Origin of the sequence: Stenotrophomonas maltophilia, from assembly GCF_039555535.1 — a bacterium.
Taxonomy (GTDB): domain Bacteria; phylum Pseudomonadota; class Gammaproteobacteria; order Xanthomonadales; family Xanthomonadaceae; genus Stenotrophomonas; species Stenotrophomonas maltophilia_Q.
On the sequence record NZ_CP154630.1, the window covers coordinates 3,797,852 to 3,820,597 of the forward strand.

General features: G+C 66.8%; 17 protein-coding genes. 9 read left to right on the forward strand and 8 right to left on the reverse strand.

All coding sequences use genetic code 11. The features are described from left to right. Positions 1–124 precede the first annotated feature (124 nt). The 3 genes from AASM09_RS17585 (at position 125) to AASM09_RS17595 (ending at position 3,104) form a co-directional block, all read left to right on the forward strand. Complete coding sequence (locus AASM09_RS17585) at positions 125–862, forward strand: response regulator transcription factor (protein WP_049430685.1); 738 nt, start codon at positions 125–127, stop codon at positions 860–862. After that, complete coding sequence (locus AASM09_RS17590; RefSeq protein WP_049430687.1) at positions 859–2,157, forward strand: ATP-binding protein; 1,299 nt, start codon at positions 859–861, stop codon at positions 2,155–2,157. Before AASM09_RS17585 ends, AASM09_RS17590 begins: the two co-directional genes overlap by 4 nt. 140 nt (positions 2,158–2,297) lie before the next feature. Continuing rightward, entirely contained in the window at positions 2,298–3,104 is an 807-nt protein-coding gene (locus tag AASM09_RS17595) for a MipA/OmpV family protein (RefSeq protein WP_049430689.1), read from the forward strand. A 71-nt stretch (positions 3,105–3,175) separates the two neighbouring features. Here AASM09_RS17595 and clpB read toward each other — a convergent pair whose 3' ends face one another. Together clpB and AASM09_RS17605 are read right to left on the reverse strand one after the other, a co-directional pair. Continuing rightward, positions 3,176–5,761, reverse strand: coding sequence for an ATP-dependent chaperone ClpB (gene clpB, locus AASM09_RS17600; RefSeq protein ID WP_049430692.1), 2,586 nt, complete (start codon positions 5,759–5,761; stop codon positions 3,176–3,178). Between the two features lie 181 nt (positions 5,762–5,942). Then, positions 5,943–6,764, reverse strand: a complete 822-nt coding sequence (locus AASM09_RS17605) for a DUF3014 domain-containing protein (protein ID WP_049430693.1) — start codon at positions 6,762–6,764, stop codon at positions 5,943–5,945. Between the two features lie 170 nt (positions 6,765–6,934). On the opposite strand from AASM09_RS17605, the gene AASM09_RS17610 reads away from it, so the two are divergent. Continuing rightward, a complete protein-coding gene (locus AASM09_RS17610; protein ID WP_049430694.1) occupies positions 6,935–7,645 on the forward strand; it encodes a glutathione S-transferase in 711 nt (236 codons plus the stop codon). 132 nt (positions 7,646–7,777) lie between these two features. On the opposite strand, the gene AASM09_RS17615 is transcribed toward AASM09_RS17610, so the two are convergent. The 4 genes from AASM09_RS17615 to AASM09_RS17630 form a co-directional block, all read right to left on the reverse strand. After that, complete coding sequence (locus AASM09_RS17615) at positions 7,778–9,388, reverse strand: membrane protein (protein WP_049430696.1); 1,611 nt, start codon at positions 9,386–9,388, stop codon at positions 7,778–7,780. 618 nt (positions 9,389–10,006) lie between these two features. Beyond that, the gene (locus tag AASM09_RS17620; protein ID WP_100443664.1) at positions 10,007–11,725 is read right to left on the reverse strand and encodes a thiamine pyrophosphate-dependent enzyme; all 1,719 of its coding nucleotides are present in this window, start codon (positions 11,723–11,725) and stop codon (positions 10,007–10,009) included. 109 nt (positions 11,726–11,834) lie between these two features. After that, complete coding sequence (locus tag AASM09_RS17625; protein ID WP_049429159.1) at positions 11,835–12,692, reverse strand: XAC2610-related protein; 858 nt, start codon at positions 12,690–12,692, stop codon at positions 11,835–11,837. A gap of 36 nt (positions 12,693–12,728) precedes the next feature. Then, positions 12,729–13,211, reverse strand: coding sequence for a DUF3574 domain-containing protein (locus tag AASM09_RS17630; protein WP_049429156.1), 483 nt, complete (start codon positions 13,209–13,211; stop codon positions 12,729–12,731). A 214-nt stretch (positions 13,212–13,425) separates the two neighbouring features. Between AASM09_RS17630 and AASM09_RS17635 the strand changes: the two genes are divergently transcribed. The 5 genes from AASM09_RS17635 to AASM09_RS17655 all read left to right on the forward strand — a co-directional run bounded on the left by AASM09_RS17635 (position 13,426) and on the right by AASM09_RS17655 (position 21,705). Further along, positions 13,426–15,861, forward strand: a complete 2,436-nt coding sequence (locus AASM09_RS17635) for a TonB-dependent receptor plug domain-containing protein (protein WP_343368553.1) — start codon at positions 13,426–13,428, stop codon at positions 15,859–15,861. 242 nt (positions 15,862–16,103) lie between these two features. Then, complete coding sequence (gene otsB, locus AASM09_RS17640) at positions 16,104–16,862, forward strand: trehalose-phosphatase (RefSeq protein WP_049429154.1); 759 nt, start codon at positions 16,104–16,106, stop codon at positions 16,860–16,862. Between the two features lie 40 nt (positions 16,863–16,902). Continuing rightward, positions 16,903–18,684 carry a glycoside hydrolase family 15 protein gene (locus AASM09_RS17645; RefSeq protein WP_049429158.1) on the forward strand — a complete coding sequence of 594 codons (1,782 nt, stop codon included), beginning with the start codon at positions 16,903–16,905 and terminating at the stop codon, positions 18,682–18,684. Continuing rightward, on the forward strand, positions 18,681–20,045 hold the full coding sequence (otsA, locus tag AASM09_RS17650; RefSeq protein ID WP_049429153.1) for an alpha,alpha-trehalose-phosphate synthase (UDP-forming): 1,365 nt from the start codon (positions 18,681–18,683) through the stop codon (positions 20,043–20,045). The genes AASM09_RS17645 and otsA overlap by 4 nt, the downstream gene beginning before the upstream one ends. 358 nt (positions 20,046–20,403) lie before the next feature. Then, positions 20,404–21,705 carry an OmpA family protein gene (locus AASM09_RS17655; protein WP_049429152.1) on the forward strand — a complete coding sequence of 434 codons (1,302 nt, stop codon included), beginning with the start codon at positions 20,404–20,406 and terminating at the stop codon, positions 21,703–21,705. Positions 21,706–21,826: 121 nt separating this feature from the next. On the opposite strand, the gene AASM09_RS17660 is transcribed toward AASM09_RS17655, so the two are convergent. Continuing rightward, positions 21,827–22,264, reverse strand: a complete 438-nt coding sequence (locus tag AASM09_RS17660; protein ID WP_049429151.1) for a thiol-disulfide oxidoreductase DCC family protein — start codon at positions 22,262–22,264, stop codon at positions 21,827–21,829. Continuing rightward, a complete protein-coding gene (locus AASM09_RS17665; protein ID WP_049429150.1) occupies positions 22,239–22,745 on the reverse strand; it encodes a DUF4166 domain-containing protein in 507 nt (168 codons plus the stop codon). The genes AASM09_RS17660 and AASM09_RS17665 overlap by 26 nt, the downstream gene beginning before the upstream one ends. Position 22,746 lies beyond the last annotated feature (1 nt).

Here is a 22,746-nt window from a genome sequence, read left to right on the forward strand (position 1 = left end):
GAGCCACTGGCGATGACGTGCGTACCGGCGGTTATCAGGTTGGCCGGGATTCAGGCAGCCGTCATGAGCCGTTGCTAGGCTTCGCCGCCGGGCGCTCCTGCCCGGGCACGGAGGCCCCACGCGCATGCAGCCATCCCCTTGGACACCCACCACCAACGGCATGCCGACACCGGTCCTGCTGGTGGAGGACGATCGTCGCCTTGCCGAACTGGTCAGCGACTACCTGCACGAGCATGGCTTTGCCGTGCAGCATGTCGCCCGTGGCGACCAGGCCGGCGCCGCCTGCCGCCAGCATGCGCCGGAACTGGTGGTACTGGACCTGATGCTGCCCGGCCTCGGTGGCATCGACGTGTGCCGGCAGATCCGCAGCTTCTCCGACGTGCCGATCCTGATGCTGACTGCCTGCGAGGACGACATCGAACAGGTGCTGGGCCTGGAATCGGGCGCCGATGACTATGTGCACAAACCGATCGAGCCGCGCTTGCTGCTGGCCCGCCTGCGCGCGCTGCTGCGCCGCCGCCACGGCAGCAGCAACACCGGCACCCCCTGCCGGCTGATGCATGGTGAACTGCTGATCGACCGCATGCAGCGCGACGTACACCTGCACGGCCAGCCGGTCGAGCTGGGCACCACCGAATTCGAGATCCTGTGGTTGCTGGCCAGCCAGCCCGGGCAGATCCTCTCCCGCGACCAGATCCTGCAGGCGGTGCGCGGCATCGGCTTCGATGGCCTGGACCGCAGCGTCGATGTCAGCATCGGCAAGCTGCGCCGCAAACTCGGCGACGATGCGCGTGAACCGCGGCGCATCAAGACCGTGTGGGGCCGTGGCTACCAGTTCAATCCATCGGCCTGGTCGGCGTGAAGCGACTGTTCCTGTGGCTGTGGTTTATCACGGGTGCCTGCTTCCTGGTGTCGGTGTTCTTCCTCAACCACATCCTGGACGGCATCTACACGCCTGTGCAGGATCGCGTGTTCGTCGAGCAGGTGCGCGGGCAGGTGTACGCCCTGCGCAGTGGCCTGGCCGGCCTGGACGCCGGCCAGCAGCGTGAGCGCCTGCAGCAGTGGCAGCCACACTACGGCATCGCTCTGACCCTGCTCGACAGCCCTCCCGCGCTCGCCCCCCAGGAACAGGCAGCCGTGAAGACCGATGGCTTCATCGTGCGCGATCAATACCAGCAGGTCCTGCTGCCCATCGAAGGCATCGGAGGCCGGTGGCTGCACCTGCGCCTGCCTGGCGCGGTGCAGATGACGACGTACATGACAATCGCGGCATACCTCAGCATCCTGCTGCTGGTCGGCGCCAGCCTGTACGCCTGGGTGCGCCTGCTCTGGCGCGATCTTGAAGCGCTGCGCCTGCACGCCGACCGCATCGGTGCCGGTGATCTGCAAGCGCGCGCACAGGTCTCGCCGCGCTCGCAGATCCGGGTCATCGTCGAACACTCCAACCGCATGGCAGCGCGCGTGGCCGAACTGGTGCAGCGCCAACGCGACCTGACCCATGCGATCTCGCACGAACTGCGCACCCCGATCGCGCGCGTGGCCTTCGGCCTGGACCTGATGCAGGACAGCGATGATCGCGAACGTCGCGAGCGACTTGCGCAGGGACTCCACGGCGACCTGGCCGAACTCAACCGGCTGGTCAGCGAACTGCTGGCCTATGAGCGGCTGGAACACCCCAGCGAAAGCGAGCCGCTACAGCGCATCGAAGCCAACGACTGGCTGCAGGCCTGCCTGGCCGATGTGCGTCGTGACGCCGAACGCGCCAGCCTGGTGCTGCGCGTGCTGCGCGTGCTGCCCAGCGCGCTGCCGCGCGTGGACGCCGAGCCGCGCCTGCTGCAGCTGGCGTTGAGCAACCTGGTCGGCAACGCGCTGCGCCATGCACGTTCACAGGTCGAGGTCTCGCTGGTCGGCGTCGACGGCCGTGCCTGCCTGCGTGTGGATGACGACGGCCCCGGCATCGCCGAAGCCGATCGCGAGAAGGTGATGCGTCCATTCACCCGCCTGGACGACAGCCGCAGCCGCGATACCGGCGGCTTCGGCCTGGGCCTGGCCATCGTCAGCCGCATCGCCGCCCGCCACGGTGGTGAGCTGCGCATCAGCCGCGCCACGCTGGGCGGCGCTCGCCTGGAAATGCACTGGCCGCTGGCTGCCAGCTGAACGCCCGAGGGCGCGATTACAGTTGATTACAACTCCCGCACAACTGCGGAGGGAACCGTCGCCGGCATATCGCCACGCTGGCGACCCTGCAGCGTACGCCGGATGCGCGTGCTGCTTTCCTCCCATTGCCGAGAGTTTCCATGTCCCAGCGTCGCCGTTCCCGTTCCCCTGCCCTGCTCTGCCTGGCCGTGTTGCCGCTGTTCGCCGTACCGATCGCCCATGCCAGGGATGACCACTGGACCTTCGAAGTTGCCGCTGGCGGCGGCGTGACGCCGCGCTACAGCGGCAGCGAGGAGTATCGTGCGACGCCGTCGTTGTCCTTTGATGTCACCTCGCCGGGGGGATGGTTTCTGGGCACCAGTGGCATTGGCTGGGGCACCTCCATCGGCGAGCACACCCGCGTGCGTGCCTATGTCGGCGCCAGCGGCATCCGCAAGGAAAAGGACTCGCTGCTTGGCGGTTCGGACTTCCTGCGCGGCATGGGCGATATCGATACCCGTCCCCTGGTCGGCGTCTCGGCTGGTTATACGCTGGGCGAAGCCGTGCTGAGCGGTTCCTGGCAGTTCACCCGCAAGGATGAGGACAAGGCCGAGAACGGCCTGGCCACCCAGCAGGTGCACCTGAACCTGACCATGCCGCTGTTCGACCTGGCCGGCGGTGTGGTCAGCGGCAGCGTCTCCACCGACTACGGCAACCGCGGCTACATGCAGACCTGGTACGGCGTCAGCCCGGAACAGGCGGCGCGTACCGGCTTTGCCGAACACAAGCCGAAGGCCGGCCTGTTCAGCGCCGGTGTCGGCCTGAAGTGGAGCCACCGCGTGGGCCGCAACGGCAACTGGTACATCTCGGCCGAAGGCACGCGCCTGCTCGGCGATGCCGCCGACAGCCCGATCGTGCAGAAGCCCAACCAGTTCGGCTTGATGAGCGGTTACACGCACCGCTTCTGAGAAGTCGCCGGGCATGGCCCGGCGCTACCGGAAAAAACGGGGCGCTACGATCAGGCAGCGCCCCGCATGATTCACGCCTTGGCGAACACCAGGTGACCGCCGTCGTTGCCGACTTCGATGGTGTCGCCGTTGACGAAGGCCCCGGACAGGATCTTCTGTGCCAGCGGGTTTTCCAGCTGCGCCTGGATCGCACGCTTCAACGGACGCGCGCCATACACCGGATCGAAGCCAACGTTGCCGAGCAGGTCGAACGCCGCATCGGAGACCGCCAGCTTCAACCCACGCTCGGCCAGCCGCTTCTCCAGCCCACGCATCTGGATGCGCGCGATCTGCTTGATCTGCTGCTTGTCCAGCGGATGGAACACCACGATGTCGTCCAGGCGGTTGATGAATTCCGGACGGAAGTGCGCCTGCACCACGCCCATCACCGCCGCCTTCATCTGCGTGTAGGCCTCCGGGCTGTCGTCGGCGCTCATGTCCTGGATCTGGTGCGAACCCAGGTTCGAGGTCATCACGATGACGGTGTTGCGGAAGTCCACCGTGCGACCCTGGCCATCGGTCAGGCGACCATCGTCCAGCACCTGCAGCAGGATGTTGAACACATCCGGATGCGCCTTCTCCACTTCGTCCAGCAGGATCAGCGAATACGGGCGACGACGCACGGCCTCGGTCAGGTAACCGCCTTCCTCGTAGCCGACATAGCCCGGGGGCGCACCGATCAGGCGGGCGACGCTGTGCTTCTCCATGAACTCGCTCATGTCGATGCGGATCATCGCGTCGGCGCTGTCGAACAGGAACTCGGCCAGCGACTTGCACAGTTCGGTCTTGCCCACGCCGGTCGGACCGAGGAACAGGAACGAGCCGGCCGGACGGTTCGGATCGGACAGGCCCGCACGCGAGCGGCGCACCGCATCGGAGACGACCTTGATCGCTTCCTCCTGGCCGACCACGCGGTTGTGCAGCACCTCTTCCATGCGCAGCAGCTTGTCGCGCTCGCCTTCGAGCATCTTGTTGACCGGAATACCGGTCCAGCGCGAAACGACTTCGGCAATCTCCTCGTCGGTCACGCGGTCCTGAACCAGCTTGAAGTCCTTGTGCTCGGCTTCCTGCGCGGCGGCCAGCTGCTTTTCCAGCTGCGGCAACAGGCCGTACTGGATCTCGCTCATCCTGGCGAAATCCTGGCGGCGCTGCGCGGCCTCCAGTTCCAGCCTGGCCTGCTCGACCTGCTCCTTGATCTTCGTCGCACCCTGCAGCGCGGCCTTCTCCGACTTCCAGATTTCATTGAGATCGGAGAACTCGCGCTCCAGCGCCTCGATGTCGTTCTCCAGGTCGGCCAGGCGTTGCCGCGAGGCTTCGTCCTTTTCCTTCTTCAGCATCTCGCGCTGGATCTTCAACTGGATCACCCGGCGCTCCAGGCGGTCCAGCTCTTCCGGCTTGGAGTCGATCTCCATGCGCAGGCGCGAAGCGGCTTCGTCCATCAGGTCGATGGCCTTGTCCGGCAGCTGGCGGTCGGTGATGTAGCGGTTGGACAGCGTCGCGGCGGCGACGATGGCCGGGTCGGTGATCTCCACGCCATGGTGCAGCGCGTACTTCTCCTTCAGGCCGCGCAGGATCGCGATGGTGTCCTCCACCGACGGCTCGCCCACGAACACCTTCTGGAAGCGGCGCTCCAGCGCGGCATCCTTCTCGATGTACTTGCGGTACTCGTCCAGCGTGGTCGCGCCGATGCAATGCAGCTCACCGCGTGCCAGCGCCGGCTTCAGCATGTTGCCGGCATCCATCGCGCCATCGGCCTTGCCAGCGCCGACCATGGTGTGCAGTTCGTCGATGAACAGGATGATCTGGCCTTCGTTCTTGGCCAGGTCGTTGAGCACGCCCTTCAGGCGTTCCTCGAACTCACCGCGGAATTTGGCACCGGCGATCAGCGCGCCCATGTCCAGCGACAGCACGCGCTTGCCGCGCAGGCCCTCAGGCACTTCGTCGTTGATGATGCGCTGGGCCAAGCCCTCGACGATGGCAGTCTTGCCCACGCCGGGTTCGCCGATCAGCACCGGGTTGTTCTTGGTCCGGCGCTGCAGCACCTGGATGGTGCGACGGATCTCTTCGTCGCGGCCGATCACCGGGTCGAGCTTGCCGCTCTCGGCGCGCGCGGTCAGGTCGATGGTGTACTTCTCCAGCGCCTGCCGCTGTTCCTCGGCATTCTCCGACTGCACGTTCTCGCCGCCACGCAACTTGTCGATGGCCGCCTGCAGGCGGGTCTTGTCGGCACCGGCGGCGCGCAGCGCCATGCCCAGCGTGCCGCCATCGTCCAGCGCGGCCAGCACGAACCACTCGCTGGCGATGAAGGCATCCCCATGCTGCTGGGCCAGCTTGTCGGTCTGGTTCAGCAGGCGCCCCAGGTCATTGCCCATCGAGACATTGCCGGCCTGGCCGGACACCTTCGGCAGCGCGTCCAGCGCCTCGGTCAGGCGCTCGCGCAGCACCGGCACGTTCACCCCGGCCTGGGCCAGCAACGGGCGCGTGCTGCCGCCCTGCTGGTCCAGCAGCGCGCTGAACAGGTGAACCGGTTCGATGATGCTGTTGTCGCGGCCCACGGCCAGCGACTGTGCGTCTGCCAGCGCCTGCTGGAAACGCGAGGTGAGCTTGTCCATCCGCATTGCGAATCCTCATCGGTCATCAGGGCCGGCCCGCGCCGGCGATGCTGGAAAGATGCGGTTGCCCCACCCAGTTTCAAGGGTGGCTGCGACTGCACCCCGAGGCCAGTCAGCCTGTGGCCAGCATGCCGGAACCGGTGTGGTCGGCGCGTTGATCCCGATCAGTTCCTCGTGGCGGACGGGCTCAGCGGGTGATCGCGCTGCGGATCGCGCGCAGCTGCTGCTTGACCGCCCGCGCCTGCGCCACGTCCATGCGCAGCAGCGCCTTCTGCCCGATCGAGCGCGACTGCAGGGCGGGATCGACAAAGCGATAGCGGCCACGCTCATCGCGCTGCAGCAGCGGTGCCTGGACCAGGTCCGGGGTATCCAGCAGATGGTCGATCACCGCGACCAGGCGGTCGTTGAAGTAGCCTTCGGGCCGGCCCAGGTCGACGTAGGCCTGCTGGATCAGCGGATAGAAGCGTTTGTACGCGGTGGCCGTTGCCGCCGGGTCCAGCGCGGTGAAGGCCTGCACATAGGGCGCATAGCGCGCGGCGTTGCCGGCGGCGATGCGTTCGCCACCCTCGCCGGGCTCGACCTGCAGGTTGCCAGGCAACGGCCTCGCAGCCAGCGCGGTTGGGGGCACGCTGGGCTTGTCCAGGTTGTCGACCTGGGTGACCAGGCGCTGGATCAGGTGATCGCGCAGCAGCAGGGTCAGCGGGCCCTCGCCCTGGAACAGCTGGCTCAATGCGCCCCAGGCCGCGGTATCGCTGTCGGCCAGTTTCGGCAGCGCGGGATCGGCGGCGGCATCGGTGTCCAGCGGATGCCTGATGGCAGGTGGCGCCGGTGCGGTCTCTACGGCCGGCTTCGGTTGTGGCGGCGCACCAGCACTGGCGGGGGGTGATTGCACCGGCACCGGGACACCGTCCGCCAGGCTCTTCAGCTGATCGCGGAACAGCCAACCGCCCGCGCCACCGATCACCACCACGCCCAGCACCCAGGGCCAAACCGCTTTTCCACTCTGCATGATGCAGCACCTCGTTTCACACGCATGTAGAAGGTGTGACCCCGCCGATTCCAACGGGTTCCCCACCTGTTCCGCTGCCGTTCGGGTTCGGGCCTGCAGCAAAACCGCGCTCACGCCTGCTTTGCACGCTCCGCGCGAGGCTGTAGGTCTTGTCCTGTGGAGGCACTGCCATGCAGTACGCGCTGTATTACTGGACCGGCATCCAGGGCCGTGGCGAGTTCGTGCGGCTGGCACTGGAAGATGCCGGCGCCGACTACATCGACATGGCGCGGGTGCACGGCGATGCAGTGATGCAGCCGCTCCTCGACGGTGGCAGCGAAGGCGCACAACCGTTCGCGCCACCGTTCCTGAAGGCGGGACGACAGGTGATCGCACAGGTCGCGGCCATCCTCGATTTCCTCGGTCCGACGCTGGACCTGGTGCCACAGGCGGCGTCGCGGCGGATGCAGGCGCTGCAACTGCAGCTGACCATCGCCGACCTGGTGGCCGAGGTGCATGACACCCATCATCCGATTGCCGCATCGAAGTACTACGAGGAGCAGAAGACCGAGGCCAAGGCGCGTGCAGTCTCGCTGCGCAGCGAACGGCTGCCGAAGTACCTCGGCTACTTCGAGCAGGTGCTGACGGCCAATGGCGGTCGCCATGCACTGCGCGAGCATTCGTATGTGGACCTGTCGCTGTTCCAGCTGCTGAGCGGGCTGGACTACATGTTCCCGCGCCGCATGCAGGCACTCGGCCCCACCCTGCCGCTGCTGCGTGCACTGCAGGAGCGGGTGTCGAAGCGACCGAACATCGCCGCCTACCTGGCCTCGGAGCGACGGCTGCCGTTCAACACCCAAGGCATCTTCCGCCACTACCCCGAGCTGGATGGAGCGCGCTGATACCGCCGCCTGCAACTCCTGTTGTAGAGCCGAGCCATGCTCGGCTCAGAGCAGCCGAGCGCAGGCTCGGCTCTGCAACACATCGGAGGCGGAAAGAAAGCGGTAGCGCCGGGCCATGCCCGGCGCCCCCGGTCAATGATCGATGCGATCGCCCAACGGCTTCACCGGTTGCTTCTGCAGCGACAGCAGCCCCAGCAGCATCGCCAGCGCCACATACGCGCCCGCGAACTGCCAGCTGATGATGCGCGCCAGGCCGTCAAGGTCCCACGGCAGGTAGATGCCGCCGCGCGGGTCCACCGAGTGGATCAGCCCGAACAGGGTCAGCAGCGCCGCCACCAGCAGGAAGCCACAGGCGCGGCGCAGGCGGCCGTCCACCATTGCCGCCACCGCCGAGATCCACAGCATCGAGGTGATGATGAAGCCATTGCCGAGGGTGAAGATCACCGCCAGTTCCGGCAGGCCGTGGCCGTCGAGCTTGGTCAGCAGCTGCGGCAGCTGGTCCGGTGCGATCCAGCCCGGTGCCTTGATCGCCAACAGGTAGGCCACCGACGGCAGGAAGCCGAACACCATCGCACCGGCGTGGTGGCGCGGCGTGGCCTGGAAGGCCTGGGTGGTGATGTCGATGGCCACGTACACGATGATCGGTGCCAGCACTGCCAGCGGCAGCCACTGCACCAGCCCGGAAATGATGCCGAGCATGCCGCCGATGCCGACGAACAGGCCGGTCAGCAGCGTGTAGCCGCTGCGTGCGCCCATGTGCTTGTAGGCCGGCTGGCCGATGTACGGCGTGGTCTGCGCAACGCCGCCGCAGACACCGGCCACCAGCGTCGCCACCGCTTCCACCAGCAGGATGTCGCGGGTGCGGTAGTCATCGCCGGCCGCACGTGCGCTCTCTGACACGTTGATGCCACCGACCACCATCAGCAGGCCGAACGGCAGCAGCAGCGGCAGGTAGGTCATCGCGGTGGGCAGGCCCTCAAGGAAGCCCAGCGTCGGCAGCGGCAGCACCACCTGCGGCGGCACCCATTCCGGCACATGGAAGCCCGGCGCGCCCAACCCGGCCACGCCGAGGCCGTAATACAGCACGGTGCCGAACACGAAGGCCAGCAGCACGCCCGGACCACGCACCGGCAGCCTGCCCTTGGCGATCAATACATACAGCAGGAGGCCCAGCGTGGTGAAGCCGACCAGCGGCGAGCGCAGCGTTTCCAGCAGCGGCAGCAGGCCCATCAGTACCAGCGCGATGCCGGCGATCGAGCCCAGCAGCGCCGCACGTGGCAGCGCGCGGGTGACCGCTTCGCCGAAGAACGACAGCACGAACTTGAGTACGCCCATGATGACCAGCGCGGCCATGCCCAGCTGCCAGGTGGCGATGCCCGCAGCGTGCGGGTCCATGCCCTGCTGCTTGAACGCGATGAAGGCCGGGCCGAGCACCAGCAACGCCATGCCGATGCTGGTCGGTGCATCCAGGCCCAGCGGCATGGCGGTGACATCGTCGCGGCCGGTACGTGCCGCCAGCCGGCGCGCCATCAGGGTGTACAGCAGGTTGCCGACCAGCACGCCGAAGGCGGTGCCGGGGAACATGCGGCCGAACACTACATCGGCCGGGAACTGGAAGATCCCGACCAGCGCCATGGCGATGAAGCCGAGAATGGAGAGGTTGTCGACGACCAGGCCGAAGAAACCGTTGAAGTCACCGGCGACGAACCAGCGACGCGGTGCGGCGGAAGCGGGAGCGGACATGGAAGGGGCGGTGGGGGTGGGGACCGCCGATGGTAGGCCCAGCGGGGCCCGGGCGCCAATTCCGCGGTGGGATGATGGGTTCCAGCCAACGGCGGGGCCCCTCGTGGCTGGGGGTGGGTCGCCAAAAGCAGCTTTATTGGAGTCGGCCGGTCGGGATGGGCTGCGCAGGACACGCCGTAAACCCGTCCTTGGGGGCTCGATGGCGCCCTCCATGGCGCCAACGGTCCTGCGCAGCCCATCCCGACCGGCCCCTGACAATTCCCTGCGCGTGCCAGCCACGGAAAGGAATCAAAAGATCAAAAGCAAAAGCGGGTCGCTTCGCTCTGAGCCGAGCATGGCTCGGCTCTACACGAACAATTCGATCATTTCCACGTTATCCACACATGGCGTGGATCTACCGACAGATCGCAGGAAACTGTCGAAGGCGGGGTGGGTCCGGTTGCGGGGGGCCAGATCAGTCCGCGGCATGGATGCCGCGGCCAAGCCCCCAGCGACGGGTTTACGGCGTCCCCCGCAACCGGACCCACCCCGCCATCCCTCAGGAAACCAGCTTCTGCTCTGGCTCTGGCTCTGGCTCGTAGCGGGTGCAGGGCGCAGCCCTGCATAAAACCCCAACCCTCACTTCTTCAGGAAGTTGTCCACCAGCAGATGCTTCACGTCGTCGAAGCGGCCGTTCAATACCGCCTTGGCGGCATACAGCGCCGTGCCTGCCACCTGCTTGGCCTCGATCTGCGGCGGCATCACCAGTTCGGCGCGGCTGGTATGCACATCCAACAATGCCGGGCCACGTTGCGACAGGAAGTCTTGCACCGCTTCCTCCAGATCCTCGCTGCGGGTCACGGTGCGGCCGTGGAAGCCGATCACTTCGGCAAGGCGGCCAAAATCCGGGTTCTTCAGGTCGGTGTAGTTGTCCAGCAGCCCTTCCACTTTCTGCTCCAGCTCGACGAAGTTCAGCGAACCGTTGTTGAACACCACCACCTTGATGGGCAGGTTTTCCTGCACTGCGGTCAGCAGATCGCCCAGCAGCATCGCCAAGCCTCCGTCACCGGACAGCGAGATCACCTGGCGGCCCGGGAACGCCTTCTGCAGGCCCAGTGCCTGCGGCATCGCGTTGGCCATCGTGCCGTGAAGCAGGCTGGTCAGCGTGCGGCGGCGGCCGTTGACGCGGATATGCCGCAGTACCCACACCATTGGCGAGCCGCCGTCTGCGGTGAACAGCGCATCGTCGGTCGCATACTTCGACAGCAATGCGGTCAGATGCTGCGGGTGGATCAGCTCGCCTTCGCCCGGCTGTTCTTCCTGTTCGCGCTTCTTCAGCGCCTTGTCTCGGCGCTCGATGCATTCGTCCAGGAACGTGCTGTCCTCACGCGGCGGCAGCATCGGCAGCAGCGCATCCAGCGTGGGCGCAATATCGCCGACCACGCCCAGGTGCACCGGGTGGCGGCGGCCGAGGTGGCTGCCATCGCGGTCGACCTGGATGATCGTGGCCTTGTCCGGGTAGAACTGGCCCCAGGCGAAGTCGGCGCCGAGCAGCAGCAGCGTGTCGCACTCCATCAGCGTGTGGAAGCCGGATTCGATGCCGAAGATGCCGGTCATGCCCATGTTGTACGGGTTGTCCGGCTCGACGAAATCCTTGGCGCGCGAGGTGTGCGCGATCGGGGCCTGCAGGCGCCGGGCCAGTTCCAGCAGCTGCGCGTGCGCACCCTGGCAGCCGGCGCCGGCATAGACGCCGATGCGCTTGCCCTGCCCCAGCAGCTCGGCGATACGCTGCAGTTCGGCGTCGGAAGGGCGCAGCACCGGCTGGGTGTAGTGCACCGAAAACGGCACATCGTGCTTCACCTCGGCCTGGCTGATGTCGGCCGGCAGGATCACCACCGCCACGCCGCGGCGGCTGATCGCGGCCTGGCAGGCCAGTGTGACCACGCGGCGTGCCTGTTCGGCGCTGTGCACCTGCTCGCAGAACACCGAACAACTGGCGTACACCGCCTTGAAGTCCACTTCCTGCGGGAATTCCATGCCCAGTTCGCTGGTCACCACCTGGCTGGCGATCAGCACCATCGGCGCGCGGTTGCGGTTGCTCTCGAACACACCGTTGATGAAATGCAGGCTGCCGGGCCCGCAGGAGCCGGCGCAGGCGGTCAGTTCGCCGCTCACCAGCGAATCGGCGCCGGCAGCAAACGCTGCCACTTCTTCATGCCGCACGTGCACCCAGGCGATCTCACTGCCATGCATCGCATCGGTCACATGGTTGAGCGTATCGCCCACGATGCCGTAGCAACGGCGGACACCGGCCTGCTGCAGGGCGTCCACCACGATTTCGGCCACGCGCTTGCTCATCGGATACATCCTCGAACGGGGGAACGTCCGAGGCTAGACCCGGTGAAGTGATGCCTCCGTGGGCAAGTTGCGCATCGCCTCGATGTGCAAACTGCGGGTAGACATCTCGTCAATCATTGACGTTGATCCAACCCTCCACCACGCCCTGCTTCGGGTTGCGGTAGCGCAGCTTCACCCAGCCGTCCTGTTCATCCAGCATTTCCACGCGATCGCCCTGCACCAGATAGCGCTTGGTGCTGGTCGCGCCGGGTCGGTCGAACAGGAACAGGCGTGTTGGCACCACGGTGGCCTGCTGGCCACGCAGCGGCCCCTCGGGCCGTGCGCCCAGGCCATCGGCGATGGCCGTCTCCAACACGCGGCCATCGGCATCGTAGGTGCGCCAGACCGCCAGCGGGCCCTGCTCGTCGGTCTGTTCCCACTGCAGCGCGGCGCTCACCGTATCGCCCAGCATCAGCACATTCTCGCTGCGGTAAAGGTAGAGCTTCGCGCCTGCGAACCGGTACTGGTCGGCGTACCACATCGGGCCGCTGCGGCAACTGCTGGTGAGGGTGCGGGTGGCAACGTCCACGCTCAGCCCCATCAGGTCACCGCAGCTGTCCTTGCCGTGGGTTTCGGTCTGCAGAACGCGATACGAAGCGCTGGCTGGATCGAACCGGTACACCGCTACCGCTTCGTTGACCATGCCCACCGATGCACGCGCAACCAGTTCCGGGTAGCCATCGAAATCGACGTCTTCGAGCGACCACCGCGAATTGCCGTCGGCATCCGCCGCGCCCGCCAGCACCTGGCGCTTGCCCGACGGAGACAGCTGCACGGCGATGCTGCCGTCCTGCTGGGGATCGGCGTGCGCCTGCACGTGAGCGGCCACCTGGAACCGCAGCGTTTCGCCGTCGCCGCCACTTGCCTGCGCCGACGGCGCCAGCAATCCCGCCAGCACCAGGCCCAGCGCGCATTCCCTGTGTTTCATCATCGCTCCCTGCGGCACCGCAGCGGCACCTTCAACTCAGAACGATACCTCGACCGGCTGCCGCGACCACAGCACCGATTGATGCTTGGTCTGCTGCTTCCACGCCAGGCGGATCGCTTCGATATCGGTGCGACGCTGCGGAGTGTCCTCATGCAGCACCACCAGCACCTTGGTGCGCAGGCGGTTGGGCGAAGCATCGCCGCGGAACAGCCACTGGCCATAGGCATCGAACACGGTCAGTCCATCCGGGAAGCGCGGGGTCACTTCCTTGTCCAGGAATGCGCGCCACTGCGCCTCGCTGATGGTGTCGGCCTGCGGACGGTTGCCCGCGCCCTGCTCCTCGCCCACGCCGAAGTACAGCTCGCTGCGCACCCAGCCGTGGCCGTCGGACGGGCGTGCGGCATCGCCCTTCAGTTCGGCGGTGGTGGCCGTGGCATAGGCGCTGGGCGCCTGCGAGGACAGGCTGGCACAGCCACTGGTGGCCAGCAGCACGGCAAAGACGAGGCCAAGGTGTTTCATCGGTACAGCTCCGGGGAAGGGGGACAGGGCGAGCCGGCAGCGTACAGCGCCACCGGCCCGGCGTGCTGATGCCAGCAGGGCATCAGCTCATGCCGGACCGGCAGGGGCTTGCATCTGCACCGGCCATCACGCGAAGATGATATATCGCTTCATCCGGATGGATGTAAGTGAGTCTATCTCCCCCTTCCCCGTCGTCGTTGTTGCTGGAGCCCCCATGTCCGCCCGCCTGCCCGCGTCGCCGCTCGGCCTCGCCATCGCCCTCGCGCTTTCCTCCGCCGCCGTCCCGGCCCTGGCCCAGGACGCCACCAACCTGGACACGGTGATCGTCACCGGCACCCGCGCCGCCGACCGCACCGTGCTTGAATCCACCTCGCCAGTGGACGTGCTCACCGCCGAGGACATCCGCAAGGCCGGCGTGGTCAACGGTGAGCTGGGCAGCGCACTGCAGGCGCTGCTGCCGTCGTTCAACTTCCCGCGCCAGTCCAACTCCGGCGGTGCCGACCATGTACGCGCCGCGCAGCTGCGTGGCCTGTCGCCGGACCAGGTGCTGGTGCTGATCAATGGCAAGCGCCGCCATCACACCGCGCTGGTCAACACCGACAGCAAGATCGGCAAGGGCACCACCCCGGTCGACTTCAATTCGATCCCGGTCAGCGCGATCAAGCGCATCGAAGTGCTGCGCGATGGTGCTGGAGCGCTGTACGGCTCTGACGCGGTCGCCGGCGTCATCAACGTGATCCTCGACAACGGCGGCGACGGTGGCGAGATCGAAGCCAGCTACGGCGCCAACCACACTGACCTCAAGCCGATCGGGCGCACCCTCACCGACGGCCAGACCGGCAACATCAGCGCCAAGGTCGGCACCTCGCTGGGCGAGGATGGCGGCTTCCTGCGCGTCGGCCTGGAATACAAGCACCGCAACGGCACCAACCGCGCCGGCTTCGACCAGATTCCGCCGTGGGACCAGACTCCAGGCAACCTGGTGCTGCAGGGCAAGCGCAACTACGTGCTGGGCGATGGCAAGAGCAAGGACTTCAACCTGTGGCTGAACACCGAGATCCCGGTCGGCCAGACCTCGACGTTCTACGCGTTCGGCACCTTCAACCAGCGTGACACCGAGGGCGCGAACTACTTCCGCTACCCCGACGGCGATGCCAACTGGAAGCAGGTCTATCCGAACGGTTACCGGCCGATCTCCGAAGGCGAGAACCGCGACGTGCAGGCCGTGGCCGGCGTGCGCGGCCAGTGGGGCGAGTGGAGCTACGACGGCAGCCTGGATTACGGCCAGAACGACTTCACCTACCGCCTGCGCGATTCGCTCAATGCCTCGCTGGGCCCGACCAGCCCGACCCGTTTCAAGACTGCCGATTACGAGTACGCGCAGACCGTGGGCAACCTCGACCTGAGCCGCGTGTTCACCCAGAGCGAGAGCATCAGCCACACCCTGGGCCTGGGTGTGGAAGCACGCCACGAGCGCTACCAGACCCGCCCCGGTGACCCCGCCAGCTATGCGGCCGGCCCGTTCACCGACCGCCCGACCGGCTCGCAGGCCGGCGGCGGCCTGACCCCGCAGGATGCGGCGCGTCTGTCGCGCGATGTGGCCAGTGCCTATGCCAGCCTGTCCAGCCAGTTCGGCGAGAAGTTCTCCACCGATCTGGCCGCGCGCTACGAGCACAACGATGATTTCGGCGGTGAACTGACCGGCAAGCTCGGCCTGCGCTACGAATTCACCCCGGCGTTCGCGTTGCGTGGCGCCATCTCCAACAACTTCCGTGCGCCGTCGCTGGCACAGATCGGCTACGAGTCCACCTCCACCGGCTACAACGCTGGCGGTCAGCTGGTGCAGGGACGCCTGTTGTCGGTCAACAATCCGATCGCGCGCGGCCTGGGTGCGCAGAACCTGAAGCCGGAAAAATCGCTCAACACCTCGCTGGGCTTCACCAGCCGCATCGGCGAGCACTTCGACCTGTCGCTGGACTTCTTCCAGATCGACATCGACGATCGCATTGCGCTGTCCGAGAGCATCACCGGTGATGCGCTGACCGACTATGTGGCAGCCAACTACGGCGTCACCGGCCTGCAGAGCGCCAGCTTCTTCGTCAACGCCGCCGACACCCGCACCCGCGGCGCCGAGCTGGTGAGCAACTGGCGCCAGTCGCTGGGCGATGGCCAGCTGCTGCTGGCCGGCACCTATGCGTACACGAAGACCACGCTGAAGAACGTGCTCGCCACGCCGGCCCAGCTGCGTGCACTGAATCCGGACTACGTGCTGTTCGGCATCGAGGAGACCAACACGCTGACCGATGCCACGCCGCGTACCCGCGGCAGTTTCTCGGCGGCCTGGAGCAACGACCATTGGTCGCTGAGCACCCGTGTGAACCGCTATGGCAGCGCCACCCGCGTGTTCAACTTCGGTGACGGCTACATTCCGCGCCAGACCTACCAGGCCGAATGGCAGCTGGATGCGGAGGTCGAGTACCGCATCACTCCGCGCTGGAGCGTGGCCATCGGTGGCCAGAACCTGACCGACAACTACCCGGATCGATCCAACAGCGACATTCACTACTTCGGCAACCTGCCGTATGACGTGCTGTCGCCGATCGGCAGCAACGGCGCGTACTACTACGGCCGCGTCCGCTATACGTTCTGATTCGCAGAATCGACCCGGTAGAGCCGACGGGGTAGAGCCGACGGGGTAGAGTCGACTGTTAGTCGACTGCTCTTCACGCAGATCGCAAAAGTCCCGCGCTGCGCGCGATAGTCGACTAACAGTCGACTCTACCCCGTCGTGGTTTCCCCATCGTCTTCCGTCCCGACCAGCGGTCGGCACCCACCACGAACTGTCGCCCTGCCTCGACCTGCCCTACACGCCCACGCTGGCAAGGTGGGGGCATGGCTGAACCGCTCCCCCTGCGTCCGCCACCGCCATTGCTGGATGACGCCTGTGCGTTGTTCCTCGATGTCGATGGCACCCTGATCGAATTCGCTGCGCGCCCGGATGCCGTGCAGCTGCTGCCGGATGTGCGTGAAGCCATCGGCCGCATCAGCGACCGCCTGGAAGGTGCCGTGGCACTGGTCAGTGGTCGCCCGCTTGAGCAGCTGGACACGCTGTTCGCCCCGCTGCAGCTGCCTGCCGCCGGCCTTCACGGCCACGAACTGCGTGGCCAGGATGGTCGCGTCCTGCGCGACGAGCATGACGACGACACCGCCGAATGGCTCCACGCACTGCACCAGCAGGCCATGCGCTTCGCCCATGGGCATCCCGGCGTGCTGGTCGAGGACAAGGGCGTGGGCCTGGCCCTGCATTGGCGCGGTGCGCCGCACGCCGCCAGTGATGTCCGCGCATTCGCCGACCGGCACGTGCGCGGCCGCACCAGCTATCGCCTGCAGCCCGGTGACCACGTGGTCGAGTTCGTGCCCGTAGGCACCGACAAGGGCCGGGCAGTGCGGAGGATGATGCAGTACCTGCCGTTCCGCGGTCGCCTGCCCGTGTTCATGGGCGATGACCTCACCGATGAATTCGGCTTCGATGCCGCCAACGGCCAGCATGGCTGGAGCGTGCTGGTGGGCGAGCGTGAACCCAGCGCGGCGGTGTTCGCACTGCCCGACATACGCAGCGTGCACGCCTGGCTGCGTGAGAATGCCTATTGACCCGGCCCCCCCCACGGCCGCAACCGAGATGTACCGCGTGATGACCCAACCCGATCTTGATCTGGGCGTGGTCGGCAACGGCAGCTTCGGCGCCCTGGTCGACAAACATGCCCGCGTTGTCTGGAGCTGCCTGCCCACCTTCGACGGCGACCCCACCTTCTGCGCCCTGCTCGGTCCCAACCAGCAGACCGGCGGCGACTTCGCCATCGAGCTGGAGGACTTCGCCGACAGCGAGCAGGAATACCTCACCAACACCGCGATCCTGCGCACCGTGCTGCGTGACACGCATGGCGGCGCACTGGAAATCCTCGATTTCGCCCCGCGCTGGCGCCAGAACGACCGCTTCTACCGCCCGGTCAGCCTGATCCGCCAGGTCCGCCCACTGGCCGGCAGCCCACGCATCACCGTGCGTGCGCGCCCGCTGGCCGACTGGGGCGCGCGCGTGCCCGAGTCCACCTGGGGCAGCAACCACGTGCGCTGGATCCTGCCCGAGCACGTGCTGCGGCTGACCACCGACGTGCCGGTACGGTTCGTGCGTGATGGCCTGCCGTTTGTGCTCAACCATCCGATCCACCTGATCCTCGGCGTGGACGAATCGCTCAACCGCTCCATCAGCGGCTATGTGCAGGAAGCCTTCCAGCGCACCCGTGATTACTGGCGTGAGTGGGTGCGCTACCTGTCCATTCCGCTGGAATGGCAGGACGCGGTCATCCGCAGTGCAATCACGTTGAAGCTGTGCCAGTACGAGGACAGCGGCGCGATCATCGCGGCGATGACCACCTCCATTCCGGAAGCGCCCGGCAGCGTGCGCAACTGGGACTACCGCTACTGCTGGCTGCGCGATGCCGCCTTCGTGGTGCGTGCGCTGAACCGTCTTGGCGCCACGCGCACGATGGAACAGTTCCTCGGCTACATCTTCAACCTGGCCACCACCGATGGCACGCTGCAGCCGCTGTATGGCATCGGCTTCGAGGCCAAGCTGGACGAGAACGAAGTCCCCAGCCTGTCCGGCTATCGCGGGATGGGCCCGGTGCGTCGCGGCAACCTGGCCTGGGTGCAGCGCCAGCACGATGTCTACGGCAGCGTGGTGCTGGCCTCCACGCAGCTGTTCTTCGACCGTCGCCTGCAGGACCCGGGGGATGCGCACACCTTTGCCCGCCTGGAACCCTTGGGCGAACAGGCATTCGCCCTGCACGACGTACCCGATGCCGGTCTGTGGGAGTTCCGCGGGCGTACCGAGGTGCACACCTACACCAGTGCGATGTGCTGGGCGGCCTGCGACCGCCTGTGCAAGATCGCCGTACGCCTGAAGCGCGACGACCGGGCGCACTATTGGCGCGAGCGCGCCGACACCATCCACGCACGCATCATGGCTGAAGCCTGGAGTGACGAGCTGGGCCACTTCACCGACACCTTCGGTGGCCACCGACTGGATGCCTCGTTGCTGCTGCTGGCCGACATCGGCTTCATCGATGCGATGGACGCCCGCTTCATCGCCACCGTGGAGGCCATCGGCCGCGACCTCAAGCATGGCAATTCGCTGTACCGCTATGTCGCACCGGATGACTTCGGTGAGCCGGAAACCAGCTTCACCATCTGCACCTTCTGGTACATCGATGCGCTGGCGGCGATCGGGCGCATGGACGAAGCACGCGGGATGTTCGAGCTGCTGCTGAAGCAGCGCAACCACCTGGGCCTGCTGTCGGAGGATCTGGCCTTCGACAGCGGCGAGGCCTGGGGCAATTTCCCGCAGACCTATTCGCACGTCGGCCTGATCACCGCCGCGATGCGCCTGTCGCGGTCCTGGCAGGAGGCATCGTGAGTCGTCTTGTAGTGGTTTCAAACCGGGTGGCGGTGCCCGGCGAGAATCGCGCCGGTGGCCTGGCCGTCGGCCTGCTCGCCGCGCTGAAGGAACGCGGCGGCATGTGGTTCGGCTGGAGCGGCAAGAGCGTGCGCGATGGCAGCGGCACGCTGCACACGCAGAAGGACGGCGACATCGAATTCGTCACGCTGGACCTGAGCAAGCGCGAGGTGGATGGCTATTACAACGGCTTCGCCAACCGCACATTGTGGCCGCTGCTGCACTTCCGCCTGGACCTGGTCGACTACGACCGTGGTACCCGCGAGACCTACCACAAGGTCAATGCGCTGTTCGCCGACAAGCTCGCGCCGCTGCTGCGCGAAGACGATATCGTCTGGATCCACGACTACCACCTGATCCCGCTCGGCGCACTGCTGCGTGAGCGCGGCATCGGCTGCCGCATCGGCTTCTTCCTGCACATCCCGATGCCCTCGGCCGACCTGCTGCAGGCCATGCCCGACCACCTGCGCCTGTTCTCCGCGCTGTATGCCTATGACCTGGTCGGTTTCCAGACCCAGCGCGACGCCGATCGCTTCCAGACCTACCTGCGCCTGTTCGGTGGCGGCCGCGTACTCGACAATGGCGAACTGGAAGCGCCAGGTGGACGCCGCTTCCGCGCGGCCGCGTTCCCGATCGGTATCGACACCGAGCTGATCGCGCGGCAGGCCAGTACCGCCGCGACCAAGGCCGCAGTGAAGAATCTGCGCGCCAGCCTGCGCGACCGCCAACTGGCCATCGGCGTGGATCGCCTGGACTATTCCAAGGGCCTGCCCGAGCGCTTCCTTGGCTTCGAGCGCTATCTGGAGCGCCATCCCGACCAGCGGGGTTCGCTGACGTACCTGCAGATCGCTCCGGTCTCGCGCGGTGATGTCACCGAGTACCGTCAACTGCGCAGCCAGCTGGAACAGATCGCCGGCCACATCAACGGTGGCCACGCCGAACCGGACTGGACACCGCTGCGCTACGTCAACCAGAACTTCACCCACGCCACGCTTACCGGCTTCTACCGGGCGGCGGCAGTGGGACTGGTGACCCCGCTGCGTGATGGCATGAACCTGGTGGCCAAGGAGTACGTGGCCTCGCAGGACCCGGACGATCCCGGCGTACTGGTGTTGTCGCTGCTGGCCGGGGCCGCCGACGAACTGAAGCAGGCGCTGCTGGTGAACCCGCATGATCTGGACGGCGTGGCCGACGCCATCGCCACGGCCGCGACGATGTCGCTGCGCAGGCGCAAGGAACGCTGGCACGCGATGATGGAGCACCTGCGTACCTACGACATCAACCATTGGCGGCGCAGCTATCTGGACGTTTTGGAAGGCTGAGCGACCACCTTCGCTGCGGGCCGGTTCGACACGTCATCGGCGTGCCAGCACGGCCCGCAAATTGTCGCTTTCAGCACTAAAGTGGATGCGAATGAAACCAAATCACCGCACCGGCAACGCGACCGGCCCACGGCCGCGCGGAATGCCGATCCTCATGTAAAGCCAGCTTCGCATAGGGGTTTTTTCCGGTTTCATCACGCCTGCCGCTCATGCGTCCGCAAAAACGAAAGCTGCAGCGCGCACCGGTTTTCATTCCGCATTGACACCCGCTCCCCAAAGTGACGCCCCCAGAACGACCGCACGCCATCGCCACCGCGTTTGCGAGGCGTCGCGCACATCACACCTGGGGAGTCACCGCATGTCCGCTTACGACCGTTTCATCGAAGATGCAGCAACACGCCTTGAACTGGGCCATCGCACCCGTTGGGTGATCGAGGTGATCACCGCCTGGGTGGCCTCGCATCCCCACGGTCTGGACGGCGTGCAGCAGCGCTTCGAACAGGCCGGCCTGGCCGCCCGCTTCCACTCCTGGCGGCACCCGGCCAGCCTGCGCCTGCCCATCGTTGCCAGCGAAATGGAGCGCGCCCTCGGGGCGCACACGCTGGCCATGATCGCCCACCGCAGCGGCATGTCACCCGGGCCGTTCCGTGTGGTGATCTGCAACCTGCTGCCCGGCGTCGTCACCCTGATGTCCGCCCCGCACAGCGCCGATGAAGTGGCCGCTGCCGCCGTTCCAGCACGCAGGAACGCCGCGCCCAGGCGCATGCGCAGTCTGGTGCCCTCGCGTGCGATGTACGGCATGGCCCTGCGCGGCCTGCTCTGGACCGTGGCTGTGGTTGCGGTGCTGGGCCTCACCACATGGTTGTTGCTGAAAGCGCGCACACCGCTGTGGACGGTGCAGGACACGCCCGCGCAGCATGAAGCGCACCTGTCCCTCCTTCAGCGCGGCACGCAGGTACAGGTACACGGGCGCCTGCCCAGCGAGAGCGACCGTCGCCGCGTCTGGAATGCGCTTTCCGCCGTGCACGGCGCGCGCAACCTGGAGGGTGGCATCGCACTGGACCCGCACACCCAGGCGCCGCGCTGGCTGGATCGCCTGATCGTGGATCTTCCCCTCCTGCGGGGCGACGGCCTGCACCTTGTGTTTGAAGGCACCCGGTTGCGGATCGATACCCGTTCCATGCAGGAGCCCGAGCGGCTGGCCATCTCGCGGCGGTTGCGCCAGGACTTCCCGTCGCTGGAGATGCGCGGGCTGTGGGGCCCGGGCCTGGCCGCGCTGGCGCAGCTGTCACCTGACGCTGCCCCTGCACAGCGGGTAGCTGCGTTGAACCAGACCACGCTGAAATTCCACGCCGGCTCCTCCGAATTGACCGGTGACTCGCGGCAGACGCTGGAAGCTGCCGCCAACGCGCTGCGTGACACGCCAGCAGGCACGCGCGTGGAAATCGGTGCGCACACCGACAGCCGCGGCCAGGCCGAAGCCAATCTGCATCTCAGCCAGCAACGTGCCGAAGCGGTGTCGCAGGGGCTGCAGGCGCTGGGGGTGGAGCCTGACACGCTGGTCGCCGTGGGCTACGGTCAGGAACATCCCGTGGCCGACAACCGCAGCGACAGCGGCCGCGCGCAGAACCGCCGTATCGATTACCGGCTGCTCGACTGAGCCTGCCGACGCTGCAGGCTTGAAGCACCTGCTCCTGTAGAGCCGAGCCATGCCCGGCTGCCTTTTTCATAGCCTCGACGGGAACAGCCGAGCATGGCTCGGCTCTACAGACGTCCGGTGATCAATCCAGGAACCGCGCGAGGTGTTCCGGCGCCGGCAGATGGCACGCATCGTGGCGTCCGAACCAGCGATAGCGGTTACGCGCCAGCAGGCGATACGCCGCGTCCCGCCAGCTGCGCGGCAGCAGGCGCAGCACGCCGCTAAAACGCCAGGCACCGCCGAGTCCCGCCAGTACGCGCAGGATCGCATCGGTATCGGTCCACGCGCCCCGTGCGTCCAGCAACAGGAACGACGCCGGGTCCTGCGGATCCAGCCCGTGCGCACGCAACAGCGCGCTGCCCTGCGTGCCCTGCATCGCGGCGAAGCGGTAACGCCCCGCGCGATCGAAGCGCAGCAGGAAGCGCACCCATTGGTTGCACAGCGCGCACACACCATCGAACACGATCACCGCGCGGCCGGTCTCGGTGGCAACCTCACTGCGGTTCGAGCCAGCCTTCATAGCGGATCAGGGCTCCGGCCCAGGGCAATGTCACATCGACCAGGAAAGTGTAGCGCTGGCCGTGCCACGCTTCACGGCAGCGCACGCCACCGAACCAGCGTGTTGGCAGCGGCAGCAGGCCCAACGCCCAGACCCGCCGCACCGTCCAGTCGATGCCGCCATCGCGGGCCTGCAGGTCGAACGCGAAACGCACTGCACCCAGCTGCTCGTGCAGATGCCCTTCGTGCTCCCACAACCGCGACACCATCGGCCAGCGTCCGAAGCGTCGCGCCCATTGCTCGCCCTGCCCGTGGGCGCTGAACGCTACCTCGGTCGGCAGCGCATCGCCGTTGTTCGGCAAACGTGCCACTGCGGCCAGCAACGGCACCAGCCAGTGCCGTCCCCGCACGATCCGCGCCTGCCCTGCATAACGGCAGGGCAACGGCGCGGCATGCAGCGCCTGCACCGGGGCGGCCAGGGTGGCGAAGGCCGGCCCCAGCACC